Origin of the sequence: uncultured Roseovarius sp., from assembly GCF_963972555.1 — a bacterium.
Lineage (GTDB): Bacteria > Pseudomonadota > Alphaproteobacteria > Rhodobacterales > Rhodobacteraceae > Roseovarius > Roseovarius mucosus.
The window spans coordinates 184,050-203,617 of sequence record NZ_CAXAUM010000004.1 but is presented as its reverse complement, the minus strand read 5'-3'; the positions used below and the strand labels follow the sequence as shown (position 1 = coordinate 203,617).

The 19,568-nt window shown below is 64.1% G+C and carries 17 protein-coding genes; 3 read left to right on the top strand and 14 right to left on the bottom strand.

Annotated features, from left to right (window positions below; translation table 11 throughout):
* Positions 1 to 15 precede the first annotated feature (15 nt).
* From AACZ65_RS05810 to AACZ65_RS05770, 9 genes are all read right to left on the bottom strand, one after another.
* Positions 16 to 1,014, bottom strand: a complete 999-nt coding sequence (locus AACZ65_RS05810; protein WP_339668825.1) for a DUF4105 domain-containing protein — start codon at positions 1,012 to 1,014, stop codon at positions 16 to 18.
* A 3-nt stretch (positions 1,015 to 1,017) separates the two neighbouring features.
* Positions 1,018 to 3,876, bottom strand: coding sequence for an excinuclease ABC subunit UvrA (gene uvrA, locus AACZ65_RS05805; RefSeq protein WP_339668824.1), 2,859 nt, complete (start codon positions 3,874 to 3,876; stop codon positions 1,018 to 1,020).
* Between the two features lie 112 nt (positions 3,877 to 3,988).
* Positions 3,989 to 4,825, bottom strand: a complete 837-nt coding sequence (locus tag AACZ65_RS05800; protein WP_037271460.1) for an ATP-binding protein — start codon at positions 4,823 to 4,825, stop codon at positions 3,989 to 3,991.
* On the bottom strand, positions 4,826 to 5,761 hold the full coding sequence (locus AACZ65_RS05795) for a twin-arginine translocase subunit TatC (protein WP_339668823.1): 936 nt from the start codon (positions 5,759 to 5,761) through the stop codon (positions 4,826 to 4,828).
* Positions 5,758 to 6,240, bottom strand: a complete 483-nt coding sequence (gene tatB, locus AACZ65_RS05790; protein ID WP_339668822.1) for a Sec-independent protein translocase protein TatB — start codon at positions 6,238 to 6,240, stop codon at positions 5,758 to 5,760. The genes AACZ65_RS05795 and tatB overlap by 4 nt, the downstream gene beginning before the upstream one ends.
* 7 nt (positions 6,241 to 6,247) lie before the next feature.
* Positions 6,248 to 6,472, bottom strand: a complete 225-nt coding sequence (locus tag AACZ65_RS05785) for a twin-arginine translocase TatA/TatE family subunit (protein WP_339668820.1) — start codon at positions 6,470 to 6,472, stop codon at positions 6,248 to 6,250.
* A 164-nt stretch (positions 6,473 to 6,636) separates the two neighbouring features.
* Positions 6,637 to 7,764 (bottom strand): peptide chain release factor 2, encoded by a 1,128-nt coding sequence (gene prfB / locus AACZ65_RS05780; RefSeq protein WP_037271451.1) that lies wholly within the window; start codon positions 7,762 to 7,764, stop codon positions 6,637 to 6,639.
* Positions 7,765 to 7,828: 64 nt separating this feature from the next.
* Positions 7,829 to 10,333 (bottom strand): PBP1A family penicillin-binding protein, encoded by a 2,505-nt coding sequence (locus AACZ65_RS05775; protein ID WP_339668817.1) that lies wholly within the window; start codon positions 10,331 to 10,333, stop codon positions 7,829 to 7,831.
* Between the two features lie 112 nt (positions 10,334 to 10,445).
* A complete protein-coding gene (locus AACZ65_RS05770; RefSeq protein ID WP_339668815.1) occupies positions 10,446 to 11,681 on the bottom strand; it encodes an N-acetylmuramoyl-L-alanine amidase in 1,236 nt (411 codons plus the stop codon).
* Between the two features lie 146 nt (positions 11,682 to 11,827).
* Here AACZ65_RS05770 and AACZ65_RS05765 point away from each other — a divergent pair, with 146 nt between their 5' ends.
* The gene (locus AACZ65_RS05765; protein WP_339668813.1) at positions 11,828 to 12,835 is read left to right on the top strand and encodes a helix-turn-helix domain-containing protein; all 1,008 of its coding nucleotides are present in this window, start codon (positions 11,828 to 11,830) and stop codon (positions 12,833 to 12,835) included.
* Here AACZ65_RS05765 and AACZ65_RS05760 read toward each other — a convergent pair.
* The 5 genes from AACZ65_RS05760 to AACZ65_RS05740 form a co-directional block, all read right to left on the bottom strand.
* A complete protein-coding gene (locus AACZ65_RS05760) occupies positions 12,817 to 13,881 on the bottom strand; it encodes a glycosyltransferase family 4 protein (protein ID WP_339668811.1) in 1,065 nt (354 codons plus the stop codon). The genes AACZ65_RS05765 and AACZ65_RS05760 overlap by 19 nt on opposite strands.
* Positions 13,871 to 14,836 (bottom strand): zinc-binding alcohol dehydrogenase, encoded by a 966-nt coding sequence (locus AACZ65_RS05755; RefSeq protein WP_339668809.1) that lies wholly within the window; start codon positions 14,834 to 14,836, stop codon positions 13,871 to 13,873. The genes AACZ65_RS05760 and AACZ65_RS05755 overlap by 11 nt, the downstream gene beginning before the upstream one ends.
* Before the next feature lie 5 nt (positions 14,837 to 14,841).
* Entirely contained in the window at positions 14,842 to 15,660 is an 819-nt protein-coding gene (locus tag AACZ65_RS05750) for a RibD family protein (protein WP_339668807.1), read from the bottom strand.
* A gap of 107 nt (positions 15,661 to 15,767) precedes the next feature.
* The gene (locus AACZ65_RS05745; RefSeq protein WP_339668805.1) at positions 15,768 to 16,547 is read right to left on the bottom strand and encodes a class I SAM-dependent methyltransferase; all 780 of its coding nucleotides are present in this window, start codon (positions 16,545 to 16,547) and stop codon (positions 15,768 to 15,770) included.
* Between the two features lies 1 nt (position 16,548).
* Positions 16,549 to 16,944 (bottom strand): 6-carboxytetrahydropterin synthase, encoded by a 396-nt coding sequence (locus AACZ65_RS05740; protein WP_339668803.1) that lies wholly within the window; start codon positions 16,942 to 16,944, stop codon positions 16,549 to 16,551.
* Positions 16,945 to 17,107: 163 nt separating this feature from the next.
* Here AACZ65_RS05740 and mdoH point away from each other — a divergent pair, with 163 nt between their 5' ends.
* Positions 17,108 to 18,898, top strand: coding sequence for a glucans biosynthesis glucosyltransferase MdoH (gene mdoH / locus AACZ65_RS05735; protein ID WP_339668801.1), 1,791 nt, complete (start codon positions 17,108 to 17,110; stop codon positions 18,896 to 18,898).
* 28 nt (positions 18,899 to 18,926) lie between these two features.
* Positions 18,927 to 19,517, top strand: a complete 591-nt coding sequence (locus AACZ65_RS05730; RefSeq protein WP_339668799.1) for a YceI family protein — start codon at positions 18,927 to 18,929, stop codon at positions 19,515 to 19,517.
* Positions 19,518 to 19,568 lie beyond the last annotated feature (51 nt).

Sequence of the window (19,568 nt, the reverse complement as noted above, 5' to 3'; positions counted from 1 at the left end):
CTATCCGGTTACGCTCTAATCACGCCACCCTTGGCGCAGCAGCGCAGAATACTCTGCGCTGCTCAGTCCCGCCACAGGGCGGCGGGGCAGCGCGGCCCGCGCCTTCAACTCTGCCAGCGATGCCGTCCGCGCCCCCGGCAATACCCCCAGATCATAGAGGTATCCCGGCAAACGCCCCGACAGGATCACCCGCAGATCAAACACCACCCCCTCCGCGACCTGTCGCACCAACCGATAGGGCATCGTCGTGCAATTGGTCCAGAGCGTGTGATACCAGCGCGGCTCCCGCGCCAGAGCATTGCCATAGTCCAGAAACGCCTGAAACAACGCCGCACGCTGCGCCGCCCCCATCTGAACCGGGTAGAGCGAGACAGCCTCGCCCCGCGCGTCGGTGCGCAGATGCACGATGTCGCGCTCGTCGGCGGCGATCAAGACCAACTCATACCGCTTGAAGAATCCGCCAATGGCCGAAAACTCTTCGCCCACCTCCCTGCGGATTTCCCCGGAAAAGACAATGTGCCGCCCATCCGCAAAGCCGAAGCTGACCAGCGTATGCGCAATCTCCGGGCTGTCCCAGACCGACATGATCATATCGACGGACGTGATCTGCGCCGGGTCAACGGTCAGATCATACCAGGTCTCGACCGCCTCGGTCGGGCTGGACCAGCGAAAATCCCGGATATTGCGCACAAACACCAGACCACCACCCACGGGCTCCGATGTGACACCGCGCGAGACCTCCGCCATCCAGTCCCGGTCTTGTCGCGGCGCAAGGCTAGCCCACCACAGCGCCCAAACCGCCAGCACCACGGCGCTCAGCCCCAAGGCCCGGCCCAGTTGCCCGCGCCAGAGCATCCGCAGAGCCCCCAGAGTGGCTACCGCCAGACCACCGTAAAGGACATACACCAGCGGCGCGCCAATCTGGAAATGCAGGCTCAGCCCGATCCAAATCCCAAGGACCAGCAACAGCGCGCCCCCGAAACCCTGCCCGCACAGCCTTAGAAACCGGCGCACACCCTATTCCGCCGCCACACGGCGCGCCGCCAATATCTCCTTGAGATAGCGCCCGGTATGGCTGCGCGGCTCTTCCGCCACCTCTTCCGGCGTGCCCACCGCCACGATCTCGCCACCGCCATCGCCACCCTCGGGGCCGATGTCGATGATATGGTCGGCCGTCTTGATCACATCGAGGTTATGCTCGATCACAATGACCGAATTGCCCTGATCGACCAATTCATGCAGCACTTCCAAGAGCTTTTTCACATCCTCGAAATGCAACCCCGTGGTCGGCTCGTCGAGAATATAGAGCGTGCGGCCCGTGGACCGCTTGGCCAGTTCCTTCGACAGCTTCACCCGTTGCGCCTCGCCGCCCGAGAGGGTCGTCGCCTGCTGGCCCACCTTGATATATCCAAGGCCTACTCGCATCAGCGCGTCCATCTTTTCGCGGATGCTCGGCACCGCCTTGAAAAACTCCTGCGCCTCTTCCACAGTCATATCAAGAACGTCTGCTATGCTCTTGCCTTTAAACCGTATTTCCAGCGTCTCGCGGTTATAGCGCGCACCCTTGCAGGTCTCGCATTCCACATAGACATCCGGCAGGAAATGCATCTCGATCTTGATCAGACCATCGCCCTGACAGGCCTCACAACGCCCGCCCTTGACGTTAAAGCTAAAACGCCCCGGCTTATAGCCGCGCGCCTTGGCCTCGGGCAGACCGGCGAACCAATCGCGGATCGGCGTGAATGCCCCGGTATAGGTCGCGGGATTAGAGCGCGGCGTGCGCCCGATAGGCCGCTGATCAATGTCGATCACCTTGTCGAGATGCTCCAGGCCTTTGATGGTCTCACAGGGCGCGGGCGTCTGCCGCGCGCCATTGAGGCGCATCGAGGCGGTCTTGAACAGCGTTTCAATCGTCAGCGTCGATTTCCCCCCGCCCGACACGCCGGACACACAGACAAACTGTCCCAGGGGGAACGTCGCCGTCACCTCCTTGAGGTTGTTGCCGGTTGCCTTGACCACGGTCAGCTTCTTCTTGTTGCCCTTGCGCCGCACCTCTGGCACCGCAATCTCGCGTGCCCCCGACAGGTATTGCCCGGTTAGCGAGGCCGGATCGGCGGCCACCGCCTCGGGCGTGCCGTGGCTCACCACGCGGCCGCCATGCACCCCGGCACCGGGGCCGATATCGAACACGTAATCGGCGGTGCGAATGGCCTCCTCGTCATGCTCAACCACAATGACAGTATTGCCCTGATCCCGCAGATTGCGCAGCGTCTCCAAGAGGCGCCCATTGTCGCGCTGATGCAGGCCGATGGACGGCTCGTCGAGCACGTAGAGCACACCGGTCAACCCGCTGCCGATCTGGCTGGCCAACCGAATGCGCTGGCTCTCGCCCCCTGACAGCGTGCCCGCATTGCGGCTCAGCGTCAGGTAATCGAGGCCCACATTGTTCAGGAACCCCAACCGCTCGCGGATTTCCTTGAGAATGGCACGCGCGATTTCGTTCTTCTGCTTGCCCAGATGGTCCGGCACGGTGCCGCACCACTCCAGCGCCTCGCGGATCGACATCTGCACCACTTGGCCCACGTGCAGGCCCGCAATGCGCACCGCCAGCGCCTCCGCCCGCAGACGATAGCCGCCGCAGGCCCCACAGGGCCGGTTGTTCTGGTAACGCTCGAATTCCTCGCGCACCCAGCTTGAGTCGGTCTCGCGATAACGCCGTTCCATATTGGGAATGACGCCTTCAAAGACCCGGCTCACCTGATAAACGCGCCCGCCCTCGTCATAGCGGAAATTGATCTCTTCCTCACCAGACCCATGCAGGAACACCTGCTTCACATGCTCCGGCAGGTCTTTCCAGGGGCTGTTGCGGTCGAATTCGTAATGCTTGGCGATGGAATTGATGGTCTGCGTGAAATAGGGGCTCTTACCCTTGCGCCAGGGTGCAATTGCCCCATCCGCCAGTTTCAGCGCCTCATCCGGCACCACCAACCGCTCGTCAAAGAACAGCTCCGCCCCCAAGCCATCGCAATCCGGGCAGGCGCCAAAGGGCGCGTTGAACGAGAAAAGCCGCGGCTCGATCTCTGGGATGGTGAACCCGCTGACCGGACAGGCGAATTTCTCGGAAAAGGTGATCCGCTCCGGCTCGCCCTCCTTGGGCGCGGTTTCCAGCACCGCAATCCCGTCCGCCAGATCGAGAGCCGTGCGAAAACTGTCCGCAAGCCGGGTCTGCAACCCGTCCTTCACCACCAGACGATCCACCACCACATCAATGTCATGGCGGAATTTCTTGTCGAGCGTGGGCGGCTCATCCAACTCGTAGAACTGCCCGTCCACCTTGACCCTCTGAAACCCGGATTTCCGCAGTTCAAGAAATTCCTTGCGATACTCGCCCTTGCGATCACGCACGATCGGCGCCAGCAGATAGGCGCGCGTGCCCTCCTCCATCGCCATCACCCGGTCCACCATATCCTGCACCTGCTGCGCCTCGATAGGCAGGCCGGTGGCGGGCGAATAGGGCGTGCCGACGCGGGCAAAGAGCAGCCTGAGGTAATCGTAGATCTCCGTCACCGTACCGACGGTGGAACGGGGGTTCTTGCTCGTCGTCTTTTGCTCGATGGAAATCGCCGGGCTCAGACCGCTGATATGATCCACATCCGGCTTTTCCATCATGTCGAGGAACTGCCGCGCATAGGCGCTGAGGGATTCGACATAGCGCCGCTGCCCTTCGGCATAGATCGTGTCAAAGGCGAGGCTCGATTTGCCAGAGCCAGACAGCCCGGTGATCACCACCAGCTGATCGCGCGGAATATCCACGTCGATATTCTTGAGGTTATGCTCGCGCGCGCCGCGCACCTCGATATATTTCAGATCGGCCATTCTGACCCCCCGGACTCACCTCTCCCACACATAGGCGAGAGCGCCGCCGCTTCCAAGACAAATCTGAGAACATAAAGGGAACGCGCAAGTTTCCGTGAAATCAGCGCAAGGATTAGACCGCGACGCCGCGCCGCCCGGCCAGATCGGTGAAATACTGCCACGCCACCCGGCCCGACCGCGCCCCGCGCGTGGCCTGCCATTCAATCGCCTCGGCGCGCAATGTCTCGTCGTCGATCTCGACGCCGTAGGCATCGCAATAGCCCCGGATCATCGCCAGATACTGATCCTGATCGCAGGCATGGAATCCCAACCACAGACCGAACCGATCCGACAGAGACACCTTTTCCTCGACCGCTTCCGACGGGTTGATCGCCGATGACCGCTCATTCTCGATCATGTCACGCGGCATCAGGTGGCGGCGGTTCGACGTGGCGTAGAACACCACATTGTCGGGCCGTCCCTCGATCCCACCATCCAGAACCGCCTTGAGCGACTTGTAATGCTGATCGTCATGGGAAAATGACAGGTCGTCACAAAAGAGGAGGAACCGCGCCTCCGACCCGCGCAAGAGGTTCAACAAGCGGCTGACCGACGGCAGATCTTCGCGCTGCAATTCCACGATCTTGAGCGGCAGGTCCTGCGCCCGCACCGCCGCATGCACCGCTTTGACAAGGCTCGATTTGCCCATGCCCCGCGCCCCCCAGAGGAGCGCATTGTTCGCAGGCAATCCCCGCGCGAATTGCAGGGTGTTCTGCAACAGCGTGTCGCGCGACCGGTCCACCCCTACCAAGAGGGACATATCGACCCGGCTCACCTGCCGCACCGGCTCCAGCCGATCCGGGCTGACATGCCAGACAAAGGCATCCGCCGCGTCAAAATCAGGGGCTGAAAGCGGTGCCGGGGCCATCCGCTCCAGCGCGGCGGCGATACGGTCCAACGGATCACTCATTCAGATCTTGCCTTTTTCCTCGGACGCGTCGGCCTCGGCGTCTTCCTCTGCCTCTGCCTCTTCCTCGTCGAACCACAAGCCCTGCGCGCGCAGCTCCGCCTCTCGCTTTTTCTCGACCCAGGTCACAAGCTGGATAGAGATTTCATAGAGACCGTAGACCACCACGAAGAGGATCAATTGTGTCATCACGTCGGGCGGCGTCACCAATGCTGCGAGGACAAGAATACCGATCACAGCATATTTGCGCACGGATTTGAGGCCCACCGCGCTCACCAGCCCGGCCTTACCCATCAGCGTCAGCAACACCGGCAACTGAAAGCACAGACCAAAGGCCATGATGAATTTCAGGGTAATATCAAGGCTTTCGTTCACCTTGCCAAAGAACGTGATGCGAATACCTGTTGTCTCGGGCGCGGCAGCAACCCCCGGCACAGCCTCGGGCCCGACCAACCCTGTCATCAGATCCGCGATGAGCGATGGCACATCGGCAAAGCCAAGGAAAAACGCCATCGCCAGCGGTGTCACCACGAAATGCGCAAAGGCCGCACCCAAAAGGAACATCATCGGCGAAGCAATCATGAACGGCAAAAATGCGTTCTTTTCCTGCTTGTAGAGCCCCGGGGCCACGAACCGCCACATCTGAACGCCAATCACCGGAAAGGCGAGCGCAAACCCGAACACCATCGAAATGCGAAACAGCGTGAACAGATATTCCTGTGGGCTGGTATACTGCATCGTGGGCGAGGGATCGCCCAACTCGCGCAGCGTTGCCTCAATCGGTCCCAGCAGAAATTGCAGGATCGGCTCGGCCACCGTAAAGGCCAGCACGATCCCGATGACAAAGGCGATGACCGACCGGATCAACCGCGTGCGCAATTCCGCCAGATGCTCGATCAGCGGCGCGCTGCTGTCGTCGATCTCGTCCTGCGGGCTCATGCCTCATCCCCTGCCTTGGTCTTTTTGGCCTTGGCCTTCGGCGCGGCCTTGGGCTTTGCGGGCGCTTTCGGCTTTGCCGCCGCCTTGTCCGGCGCGGCCTCCGCCTTCGCCGCCTTGCGCGCCTCTGCCATCTCGGCGGTCGCGGCGCGGGCCTTGTCGGCGGCGGCCATCTGTTCGTCGCTGAGCGGCGGCTTGGTCGCCTCATTCAGGTCGCGTGTGACGCTGTCGGTGGTCTTGCGCACCTCGTCCATCGCGGTCTTCATCGGGTTCGCGGCGGATTTGAAGGTTTTTTGAATGTCACCCACGCCGGACTGATCGGCGGCATCATTCATGGCGCGACTGAATTCGCGGGCCATGCCCTTGGCCTTGCCCACGAAATTGCCCACGGCCCGAAACATTCCGGGCAAGTCCTTGGGCCCCACAACGATCAAGGCCACGATGCCGATGAGCAATAGCTCCGTCCAGCCAAGATCGAACATTTAAGGATCAGACCTTGTCTTTGTCTTCGGTCGGGGTCACGTCGCGCGCGGTCTCTGCAGACTCCTTGCTCGCGTCCTCCAGCTCCTTGCTGCCTTCGGCGACGCCCTTCTTGAACGAGGTGATGCCCTTGCCCACTTCGCCCATGAGCGAGGAAATCTTGCCGCGCCCAAACAGCACAAGCACCACCACCGCGATCAGAAGAAGCCCCGGAAGGCCAATATTGTTCAGCATTTCAATCTCTCCCTTTCTCGGGGGTCGGTTGCAGGGTCCCCGGGAATTTCATTTAACTATCTAGTCGCTCGTACCGGCGGTTGGAAGCGGCAAAGCACCAGAGCGCCCCGGATTCCACCACAAATTTCCACGGACCGCACCCTAATCAGGCTGGCCCGCCCCGGTCAATCACTCCCCTGCGCCTCGGCGCGGCTCTTGCCGCTGACATTCATCGCCAGCGTGGCAGCCATGAATTCGTCCAGATCGCCATCAAGTACCCCCTTGGTATCCGATGTCTCGACCCCGGTGCGCAGGTCTTTGACCATCTGATAGGGCTGCAACACATATGACCGGATCTGATTGCCCCAGCCGGCATCGCCCTTGGCGTCATGCGCTTCGTTGATCGCCGCGTTGCGCCGGTCCAGTTCCAACTGGTAGAGCCGCGATTTCAGCGCTTTCATGGCGATGTCGCGGTTCTGGTGCTGCGATTTCTGGCTGCTCGTGACCACGATGCCCGTAGGCATGTGCGTGATCCGCACCGCCGAGTCGGTGGTGTTCACGTGCTGCCCGCCCGCACCAGAGCTGCGATAGGTATCGATGCGAATATCCGACGGGTTGACCTCGATCTCGATATTGTCATCCACCACCGGATAGACCCAAACCGACGAGAACGACGTGTGCCGCTTGGCTGCCGAATCAAAGGGCGAAATCCGCACCAGCCGGTGCACACCCGATTCGGACTTCAGCCAACCATAGGCATTGTGCCCGCTGATCTTGTAGGCGGCGGATTTGATCCCCGCCTCATCGCCCGCCGATTCCGATTGCAGTTCGACAGTGTAGCCGCGCTTTTCCGCCCAACGCACATACATCCGCGCCAGCATCGACGCCCAGTCACAGCTTTCCGTGCCCCCGGCCCCTGCGTTGATCTCCAGAAAGGTATCGTTGGAATCCGCCTCGCCATCGAGCAGCGCCTCCAACTCCTTGGCGGCGGCCACCTTGGCCAGCGCCTTGATCGCGGCCTCAGCCTCGGCCACAACCTCGGTGTCGCCTTCGGCTTCGCCCAACTCGATCAGACCCAGATGATCCTCCAACTCCTGCTTGAGGCTGTCATGGGTCTCAAGCGCATCGACAAGCGCCTGCCGCTCACGCATCAGCGCCTGTGCCCGCGCAGGATCATCCCAGAGCGTCGGATCTTCGACCCGGGCATTGAATTCCTCCAGACGGTGCCGGGCGGTCTCCCACCCCAGCCGCTGCCGCAACAGCTCCAACGACTTTTGGATCTCGGCCACGAGGTTCTGGGTTTCTGCGCGCATCGGAATGTCCTTGTCTGGTCAGGTGCGGGTGATAGCGCAGCGCGCCGGGCCGGGCAAGAGAGCCCTAGTACAAGCCACCCGAACTCATCGACCCAAAGCTGGCCTTGCCCCCCACCCGCGCTTTTTCACCAGTCGAGGTCGTGACCTCCTGCACCTGCTCGCGCTCGCCCGCGGCAAAGAGATCAAGGTCATTGCCCATGGCAAAACCCCCATCATAGGTCACACCAAACACTGGCTCTTCACCATCACGGAAATATTCGGCCACCACATTGTCGCCGGTCGCATCATCTGAAAGGCGCGCACCGGTGAACCGGTCGATCTTTAGGAAATGTCCGCCGGGCGGCACTTCAAACGGACCGCCACCATATTTCTTGATCGCTTCCTCCATGAAGTCCTGAAACACCGGCCCACAGAGCGACGAGCCATAGGCCGACCGGCCAAGGCCGCGCGGCTGGTCATGGCCGATGTAACAACCCGCAGCGATATTGCTGGTAAAACCCACGAACCACACATCGCGCGCGTCATTGGTGGTGCCGGTCTTGCCCGCCACCGGCACCGGCAGGTTGATGGCCCCCGCCGCCGTGCCACGATCCACAACGCCCTTGAGCATCGAGGTCAGCTGATAGGCCGTGACGGCATTCATCACCCGCTCGCGATCCGACACGATACGCGGGCCACGATCGGCTGGAATGCCGGGATCATTGCAATCGACGCAATCGCGCTGATCGTGGCGATAAACCGTCTTGCCATAGCGGTCCTGCACGCGGTCCACCAAGGTGGGGCGCACCCGCTCGCCGCCATTGGCAAACATCGCATAGGCCGCGACCATGTTATAGAGCGTGGTCTCCTCGGACCCCAGCGAATTGGCCAGAAACCGCCCCATGTTCTCGTAGACACCAAAGCGCTCGGCATAATCCGCGATAACATCCATACCCACCTCCTGCGCGAGGCGGATGGTCATCAGGTTGCGCGACTGCTCGATGCCGGTGCGCAGGGGCGTGGGGCCGTAAAACTTGTTCGACGAATTGCGCGGCCGCCACAGACCCTGCGGCGTGTTGATCTCGATCGGGGCGTCGATCACGATGGTCGCGGGCGAATAGCCGCTGTCAAGCGCGGCGGCATAGACGAACGGCTTGAAGGACGAGCCCGGCTGCCGCAACGCCTGCGTGGTCCGGTTGAACACCGAGGCCTGATAGGAAAACCCGCCCTGCATGGAAATCACGCGGCCCGTGTTCACATCCATCGCGACAAAGCCGCCCTGCACCTCGGGCACCTGCCGCAAGGACCAGTTCACGAATTCCCCATCCTTGGTGACGGCGCGCACATGCACCACATCGCCCAGATCAAAGGTCGCTTTGAAATCCTTGGGCAGCCATTTGATGTCGCTGCGCGGCACCTCCTGCACACCCTCGACGCCCTCGATCCCCACTTGCATGGCCTGATCGCCGATCCCCAGCACCACCGCCGGATGCCAGACACCGTCGAGATCAATGTCCCGCGCCACGCTCAGCGCGGACAGCGCCGCGCGCCACGCGGCCTCATCGTCCAGCACCTCGGCGGGCAGGCTCTCGCCCGTGCCGCGCCAGCGTCCCTGGCCCCGGTCGTAATTCTCCAACTGCCGCCGCAGCGCCCGTGCGGCATGCACCTGCATTTCGGGATCAATGGTCGCCCGCACAGACAGACCGCCGCTAAAGAATTCGCCTTCTCCGAAATCAAGGCTCAATTGCCGCCGGATTTCATCGGTGAAATAATCACGTGGCGGCAAATCGGCGCTGAAGGGCGGGAAATCGCCATTCTGCACGCTTCGCAGCGGCGCTTCGCGCTCCTGCTCATAGGCCGCCTGCGTCAGATAGCCATTCTCCCACATTTCGCGCAGCACGAAATTGCGCCGCTCCAAGAGCCGCTCTTTCTCGCGCACCGGATGATAATCACTCGGCGCTTTTGGCATCGCGGCGATGGTCGCGGCCTCATGCGGGGCCAACTCGGTCAGGGTCTTGTTGAAATAGGTCTGCGCGGCGGCAGTCACACCATAGCTGTTCTGCCCCAGAAAAATCTCGTTCAGATAGAGTTCGAGAATGTCATCCTTGCTGAGCGTCTCTTCGATCCGCGTGGCCAGGATGATCTCCTTGATCTTGCGCTCCATCTGACGGTCGCCGGACAAGAGAAAATTCTTCATCACCTGCTGCGTGATGGTCGAGGCCCCGCGCACATTGCGCCCCCGCGACTTGACCGCATCCACAATGGCCGAGGCGATGCCAACCGCATCATAACCGCCATGGGTGTAGAAATTCTTGTCCTCTGCGCTAATGAACGCCTGCTTTACCAGATCAGGAATATCCTCAGCGGGCGTGAACAAGCGCCGCTCGCGCGCGAATTCGTCGATGATCCGCCCTTCGCCCGAATAAATCCGGCTGATGGTCGGCGGCGTGTAATTGGCAAGGCTCTCATGGCTGGGCAAATCCTGACCATAGATATGCAGCACGGCACCGATGCTCAGCCCGATCACCACCACGACCAGCGTGATCAGGCTAAAGACGGTGCCGAAAAGGCTGAGAATCGCACGTATCACAAGGGCCCCCGCATGCTTGCTGGCCCCGATATAGGCATAGCGGGCCTCAGGGTCAAAAGGGAATGGGCGGGCCCACGCGCCACATTCCGCCGGGTCAAGGCATCCGCCCCCCTCATTGCCGCACCAATCCCGCGCGCGCGGCATCCGCATCCCGCCACGCGGTCAGCGCCGCACGCAGGGCCGCAGCAATCCGTGCACGCCCCTCTTCATCGCGCAACCTTGCCAGATCGCGCGGGCTGGACAGAAACCCCAATTCAATCAGGACCGACGGAATATCAGGGGCCTTCAGCACCGAAAACCCCGCCCGCCGCAGGGGCCGCGTCAAAAGCGGCACCTCATGCGCGGCAAAGCTCTCGATCAAGGCCTGTGCCAGATGCGCGGTGCGCGGCTGTGTCTCGACCCGCGCCAGATCCATCAGCACATCGGCCACCACGTCATCCTTGCCGCTCAGGTCCACACCGGCCAGCATATCGGCGCGATTGTGCCGCTCGGCGAGCGCGGCACTGGCCTTGTCCGAGGCACTCTCGGACAGCGTATAAACCGACAGCCCGCGCGCCTGCGCCCCCGACAGGGCATCGGCATGCAGCGACATGAATACATCCGCCCCCGCCCAATGCGCCAGCGCCACGCGCCGCTCAAGGCTCACGAATTCGTCGCGCTCGCGCGTCAGAACCACCTCGAATCCCCCCGCCCGCAGCAATTCATCGCGCAATTCCTGCGCGAATTGCAGCATCAGCGCCTTTTCGGTCAACGCGCCCTCCTGAGCGCCCGGATCAATCCCGCCATGGCCCGGATCAAGCACCACCACCAGCGGCCCCTCGCCCGGTGTCTTCACCGGGGCCGCCACCAGCGCATCCTTGGGATCGGGCAGGTCCCAGCCGGGCAAGGCGGGTGTGCCCGCCGTTGCGGCAAACCGCTCGGCATCTGATGCCCCAAGGACGACCTTCAGGGCCGCCCGCCCGCTTGCGCGGTCGATCTCCAGCCCCGCCTGTTCCAGCGGATAGGGCGCATCCAGATCCGCCACCATGCGCGACCAACCCGGCCGGATCTGGCCAAATCGTAAGCCCTTGACGCGCTCCCCCGCAATCAGGTCGCCCGCTCCGATGCCCTGCCAATCCACCTCTTGAAAATCAAGCACAAGGCGCGGCGGCGCATCGAGCGTGTACACACGGTAGGGCACGCCTTGCGACAGGCTCAGGGTCATCTCGACCCCGCGTGCGGTGTCCGCAATGGTGCTTGCGCCCGCCTCAAGCCGCGCCAGACCGCTGAACGCAGCCTCTTGCGCGCTCACACCTGCGCCCCCAATCGCCAGCGCGAGCGCCAGCCCCATGCCAATGATCCTGCTCATCCGCCGTTTCCCGGTTCGTGTTCGCCCCAAGGATACACGAGCGCCGCTCAACGCAACAGCCCCGATGTCCCGCACAACAAGCGCTTGATCCTGCCGAACAATCAATCAAGGTTTTTATCCCACAGCTTCCAGTCTATAGAATCGCCATGACCAGCCAGAACCCACGCCCCACCGTCACAACAGAGGACCCAAAGGTTCTCTTTGAAATTTTCGTGCAGCGCAAATACTGCGATCTGGAATTGGCCTCGATCATCCATACCCTGCAAATCGCCAACAAGGTGCATGGCACAGCACATTTCGGCTGGCGCATCATCTCCGACCGTCCCGGCATCGTGCAAAGCAGCGGTGCCGGCCTGGTGCGCGCCGAGCCGGTGATTCCAGATCACTGTATGGCCGATTTCCTGATCGTCATCGCCTCGAAAACCGCCGATCCCGCCGTCTGGATGGCCCGCGTCCGCAGCATGCGGCGGCTCGGGCGGTCGGTGATCCTGCTCGCAGATGCCGCGACCACTTTCATTTCGCGCACCCAGATCGAAACCGGCGCCGTCACGACCCATTGGGCCGATGCCGTGATCCTGCGCGAAACCCAGGATCAACCGCGCCTGACCGAGAATTTGTCAGAGTTTTCCAACGGCATCATCACCGCTGCCGGGCGCGCCGCGACGGCCGAGCTTGTGATCGGGCTCCTGGCCCGCGACTTGGCCGTATCCGAGATCACCGAAATCGGCCGACACCTGCTCTTGCCGGAAATCCGCACCAGCTCCAGCACACAGCCTTTCGCCCCCGAGGCCTTTCACAAATTCTACGACAAGGCCGTGTCGGATGCCCTCGCCATCATGGAGGACAATCTGAGCGATCCGCTCTCCATCGCGGAAATCGCCGACGAGGTGGACACTTCGCAGCGCTGCCTTGAACGTCGGTTCCGCGCCGTGTTCGAAACCTCGCCGGGGCACTATTACAAACTGATACGTGTGCGCCGCGCCCATCACCTGATCCAGAGCACGAAACTGCCGCTGATCGACATCGCCACCGCCACCGGCTTTGGCTCGACCGGCACGCTTTCCACCGCGTTTAAGAAATTCTACGGCGTGACGCCCTCTGACCTGCGCGGCAAACACCGCGAGCGTGTGCTCGACTACTCCGCCGAGGTGTGAACCCGCACCGCGTCGGCCACCACCTGCGCCGCCGCCGCCCAATCGCCCAGAGCCGCCGCCGCCTGCCGCGCCGCCGAGGCGCAGCCTGCCCGCAAAGCAGGCTCGTTCAGCATCCGCCGCAGCGCCTCGCCAAAGGCCGCGTCATCCTCGGGCGGCACCAGAATGCCCGCGCCGGGGGCCACCGTCTCCGGCACCGCCCCCGCCAGCGTGCTGATGATCGGCAGCCCATGGCCCATCGCCTCGTCAAACACGATACCATAGCCCTCGTAACGCGTCGCCAGTGCAAAGAGCGTGGCGCGCCCATACAGCGCCTCCAGCGCCGGCTGCGAAATCTCCCCCGCGATCTCGACCCGCTCCGCCAAGCCCATTTCCGCCCGCAACGCGTGCAACGCCGCCACCGTCTCGGGCTCGTGCAACCGCCCGACAATCACCGCCCGCCAGTCCAGATCGGTGATCCGCGCCAAGGCCCGCAAGAGCACGTCATGCCCCTTGCGCCGCGCCAAGAGCCCCACCGACAGGACCAGCGGTGGCACCTCCGGCACCGGGCGCAGGTTCGGGGCCACAAACCCCGGCCGCGCCACGCTGATCCGTTCCGGTGCCACCCCATAGGTCTCTTGCAAGAGGCCCGCGATATGCCCGCTCGTCACCACGATATGCCGCGCCCGGCTCAGATTGGCCCGCTCCCGCGCGGCCATGGCCTGCGCCTGTGGCGCGCTCAGCCCCGGTTCCAGCGCGAGGGGATGATGCACCAGCGCCACCATCGGGGCCGCCAGACGCGCCACCCCGTCCGGGTCGAGCGCGCCATAGGCCAGCCCGTCCACCAGGGCCGGACAGTCGCGCGGCAACGCACCCAGGTGCGCCAGCGCATCCGCCATGTCGCGCGCATCGGGATGCGGAAAACTGTCCCCCAACCGCAGATGCCGCAGCCTGATACCCCGCGCCACCAATGCCTCCGCCAACCGCCGGTCGTAGAGATATCCCCCCGTCGTCAGCTCCGGATCACCCGGCACGGCAAAGGCCAACGCGCGCCCCGCCTCACGCGCCATAGCGCACCCGATGGCAGAGGGTGTCCGCCGCGGCCAGGATCGCCGGGTAGTCGCGCGGCAGATCGTCAAACCGGGTCTCGCCCGAAATCAACCGATCCAGCACCGGATCGGCCAAGAGCCGCAGCGCCACCTCCATCCGCCGCCGATAATCCCAGCGTGCCGCATGGCTGGCCGGGATACGCCCCACTTGGGACGAGATGATCTGCAACCGCCGCTGGTGAAACGCACCACCAAGGGCAACCCCGATCTCGCCACTGCCATACCAGCTGGCCTCGACAACCCGCGCCTCGATCCCCGCAATCCTGATCGCCGTGCCGAGCCCTGCGGGGCTGGCCGTGGCATGGATCACCACATCCGCATCGCCCTGCGCCGCCTCAGGCTGCGCAAACCGACACCCGAACGCTTCGGCCAGCGCAGCCCGCGCCCCGTCGCGGTCAATCAAGGTGACATCCGTTCCCGGCACCCGCGCCGCAAGATAGCCCACGAGCGCCCCCACCGTGCCCGCGCCGATCACCGCCACCCGGTCGCCGGGTGCCACCTGCGCATCCCACAGGATATTAAGCGCGGTTTCCATATTGGCCGCCAGCACCGCCCGCGCAGGCGGCACGCAATCCGGCACCGGCACCGCCATTTGCGCGGGGCAGGCAAAGCGCGTCTGATGCGGGTGCAGCACAAAGACCACCTGCCCCGCCCGATCCCCCGTGCTCACGCGCCCCACGGCGCAATAGCCGTATTTGACCGGCGCGGGAAACGCGCCCTCCTGGAATGGGGCGCGCATCGTGGCGTGCTCGCTCTCGGGCACCCGGCCCTCGAAAACCAGCCGCTCGGTGCCCCGGCTGATCCCGGTGTAGAGCGTGTCGACCACGACATCGTCCGGCCTCGGCTCTACCGCCACGGGGCGCAGCTCCACCTGCCCCGGCGCCACGATCCAGAGCGCGCGCGCCGCTTGCGCCATGCCCCTCACCCCAGCCGCGCGGCCGGTTGGCGCGCATGCGGCCAGACCTCCGCCGCCACCCGCGCGCCCATCACGCAATCAAAGAGCACGTCCGAACCAAGCCCGTAAACCTGCGTTTCGGGCCGCCGCGCCTGCGCCAGCCGCGCCACGGGGCGCGTGGTCAGGCCCTGCGGCCCCGCCCCGATCAAGAGCGGCGCCACCGCCACATGCAGCCGCGCCAGCATATCCGCTTCGATGAAACGCGCGATCGTGATGGCCCCGCCCTCCACCATCAGATGATGCAGCCCCAGTTTGCGCAGGGCGCTGACAATGGCAGGGGGCGAAATCCAGTCCTTGCGCGGCAGGCGGATGATCTCGACACCCTCGGGGCGCGGCTTGTCCACCTCCTGAATGACGATCCGCCGCGTGCCGTCCTCTTCGAACAAACGCGCGTCATTCGGCAACCGCCCCGAGGGATCAATCACCACCCGCGCCGGATTCTGCCCCGGCACCAGACGCACGGTCAGGCGCGGGTCGTCGTGCAGGGCGGTCTTGACGCCCACGATCACCGCATCAACCAGCGCGCGCATCCGGTGCAGATGCGCCAGCCCGTCCGGGCCTGACACATCCGCCGCATCGCCCGTGACCGTGGCCACCCGCCCGTCCAGCGATTGCCCGATCTGCGCCACGACCTGCGGCGTGCCGGGCGCGGCCAGCATCGACCCATAGAGCGCCATCGCCGCGCGCTCGCCCGTCGCCCACTCCCCGCAACACAGGCACGCCCGCCCCGCGCGCGCCGCAAGAATATGCTCCCAGACCTTGGGGGTGACTTCAGCACTCTGCATCCGGGTCTCCGTTTCGCGTTGCCTATCGGTTGATCGTCAGGGTTGCGCAGGCCAAGGCGGGTCGCGTTATGGTCTGCATAGCAGAGATAGACGGGTTTTCAAAAATGTCATGCCCGTCGGCCATCCCCCGGCGGCACCGCCAATAGGTCGATATGGCCGATTTCGGCCCACCCCTCGGCAAGAACCCGCGCGCGCCGCGCCTGCCAGTCCTCTGCCCCGGTGTATCCCGCCTCGCCCGCCGCCTGCGCAATCCCCGCGAGAAGCAGGCTCTGCATCTCCGCCACCTCCGGCCCCAACCGCCATGGGCTTGGCGCGAGATGCACCTCGTAACCCAGAGACGCGAATATCCCGGCAGCGGTCTCTGCCGCCTCCGGGCCAAGGGCCGCGCCAAACCCCTTGTTGCCCCGCTGATGCGCGTTGAACTGCTCGGTGATCGCCGCATCTTCCGCATCCTCGGGCGACCAGCGCATCACGCCGTCATAGCTGAGCGCGGCATAGAGCGCTGTGCCCTGCGCCGCCAACCGCGCCGCCAATGCCGCGACCCAGTCCCGCGACACGAGGTCAAAGAGCGCCGAGGCCGTCACCAGCCGCACACCCCCAAGCGGCAGGGCGTCGATGTCCGCCAGATCCCCCTGACAGATTTCCGCCTCCGGATGCAGCACCGCCGCCCGCGCGAGCAGGCCCGCGTCATTGTCGAAAAGCCGCCAGTGCGCGCCTGTGGCTCCGGCCCCCTCAAAGGCGCGCACCGTCGATCCTGTGCCACAGCCAAGGTCAAGCACCGAGCCCCCCGGCCCGGCCAGCGCCACCGCCCGACGCAACAGGGTCGCATCCCGTGCCGCCCTATCCGCCGGTTCCCGCAACGCCAGCCATCCGGGGTCAAACCCCATCTCAGAGATCTGCCTCGTACCAGCCACGCGCCACATGGCTTTCGTGCAGCATCACACGGATACGGGCCAATCGCCCCGCATCGCCCAGACCCTCGGCGCGGGAAATGTCGCGCAGTCCCGTCCAGATGTGATGGCACAGGAATTCCGTTGTCGTGAACTTGCCCTTGAATTCGGGCTTGTCGTCCAGATTGCCATAGCGCAAAGGGGCAAGCACCCGCGCCAGCGCCTCGGACGCAAGGCCAATGTCCACCACCAGCCCATGCGCATCAATATCCTCTGTATAAAACGCGGCATCGACCACGAATGTCGCCCCATGCACCCCCTGCGCGGGGCCAAAGACGGGATCAGGCAGGGAATGGGCGATCATGATGTGATCGCGAACTTCAACGGCAAACATGGGGCTTTCCTTCCTTGAATGGCAGGCGTGACGTAACACGCGCTCCGATTGCGTCAAGCCTAGGGATCACGTCGGCAAAACCCCGCGCGTGCACGAGAATTTCATTGGACCTGCCGCCGCGCCGCCATAACTGTAGGTTGCGCATCGAACACAGAGAGCCATCGTGACAGATTTGACCCCAAACCGACCTAATGCGCCCGCCGTGACGCCGATTGCGCCGCATTTGCGCCGCGCGCCCACGCTGGCCAACCGCCGCCGTGTCGTACTTGCGCTCAACGTGGTGACGGTCGCAGCACTCTTTACCGCCATGCTCGCGCTCTTTCTGCCGCTCGGCATCACATGGGCCGAAGGCGCGATGTTGAGCGCCTTCCTTCTCACGCTTCCTTGGCTCTCCATCGGCCTCTGGAACAGCATCCTTGGCCTCGCGCTCGACCTGCGCCATGGCGCGCACGCCGCCGCCCATGTCACACCTGCCCTCACCCGCATCCGCGGCGACGAGCCGATCACGGCCCGGGTCGCCGTGGTCATGCCGCTGCGCAACGAAGACCCGGACGCCTCCATCGCCCGCCTGCGGCGATTGGAAGAGGAAATCGCCCTCACCCCCTACGCGGGTCGCTTTTCCTACCATGTGCTCAGCGATACCGATGACGCCCGCGTCGCCCTCAAGGAAGAGGCGCGCATCGCGCAATGGCGTGCCGCTCGCCCCATGGCCGCGATCCACTACCGCCGCCGCACCGACAACACCGGCTACAAGGCCGGCAATATCGCCGAATTCCTTCATGGCCCGCAGGGCGCAAGCGATCTTTTCCTGCCACTCGACGCCGATAGCGAAATGGGCGCGGATACCGTCTTTCGCATGATCCGCGTGATGCAGGCCAGCCCCGAAATCGGCATGTTGCAAAGCCTTGTCACCGGCCTGCCCGCCCGCAGCTTCTTTACCCGCGCCTTTCAGTTCGGCATGCGCCACGGCATGCGCTCCTATACGCTTGGTTCCGCATGGTGGCAGGGCGATTGCGGCCCCAACTGGGGGCATAACATCGTGATCCGCACCGCCCCCTTCCGCGACCATTGCATGTTGCCGGTGCTCGCCGGGCGCGGGCCGCTTTCGGGCGCGATCCTCAGCCATGATCAGGTCGAGGCGGTGCTCATGCGCCGCGCCGGATACGAGGTGCGCGTTCTGGCCGAGGAATCCGAAAGCTTTGAGGAAAATCCCCCCAGCCTGGTCGATTTCATCCGCCGCGAACTCCGCTGGATGAATGGCAACCTGCAGTATTTCAAACTGTTGTCCATGCCAGGCCTCAAACCCGTGAGCCGCCTGCAACTGGTGCTGGCGATCCTCATGTATATCAGCTCTCCGGCGTGGATTGCCTTCATCCTGATCGGCGCGGCCTTGGCTGGCACCGTCGACCAGATCAACGCCATTCCCGCCGCTGCCGGTCTCACCCTCTTTGCCGTGCTGATGACGCTCAGCCTTAGCCCCAAACTGATGGGGCTGGCGCAAGTGCTGGCCTCGCCCGCGCGCTCTGCGGCCTATGGCGGGCGCGCCCGCGTGCTGGCGGGCGGGCTGGTCGAGATTGTCTTTTCGATGCTCACCTCGCCGGTCGTGGCGGTCGCGCTCACGCAATTCGCCATCGGTCTGATCTTTGGCCAGCGCATCGGCTGGAGCGCGCAACAACGCTCGCGCGCGCGCCTCGAATGGCATGAGGCCGCGAGCGTGCTCTGGCCGCAAACCTTGCTGGGCGCGGGGCTTTGCCTCTGGTTCTGGGTTCAGGCCCCTTGGGCGCTGATCTTTGGCGCGCCGGTGCTGCTGGCCCTCACCCTCTCGATCCCCGTGGCGGTGCTCACCACCCTGCCCCGCCTCAGCCGCTGGTCGCAATCCACCGGCCTTTTCGACATCCCCGAGGATCGCCGCCCCGCGCGGCAAGACCCGACCATCCAAGCCAACACCGCCTGACGCCTGAGCCACACAAGGGAGATACCGCATGACCGCTTTCAGACTGACAGCCCTCGGCGCAACGATGGCCCTTGGCCTCGCGGCCCCCGCACAGGCCGAACCCGCCACATGGCAGATCGACCCCGACCATGCGGTCGTGGCCTTCACCATCATGCACGCAGGCTATGCCAAGGTCCTCGGCCGGTTTTCAGACATCGAAGGCAGCTTTACCTACGATCCCGACACACAGGAACTGGGCGAGGTGACAGCCCGCATCGGCACCGCCAGCGTCGATACCGACCATGAAAAGCGCGACGAACACGTCCGCTCCGCCGATTTTCTCGACGCGGGCGCCCATCCGATGATCACCTTCACCGCCACCGACAGCACCCCAACCTCCGAGACCACCGGCACCGTCACCGGCGATCTCACGATCCGGGGCGTGACCCAGCCCGTGACCCTCGATGTGACCCTCAACAAACGCGCCGACTACCCCTGTTGCCATGGCAAGGAGACGCTGGGCATCTCCGCCACCGCCGAGATCCTGCGCAGCGATTTCGGCAGCACCTATGCCCTGCCCGATTTCGTGGGCGATGCGGTCAGCATCATTCTCGAATTCGAGGCGATCCGCGCCGACTGATCACCCGCCGCGCGACCAACGCGCTCAATCATTTTGTCACAGAGTCCGATT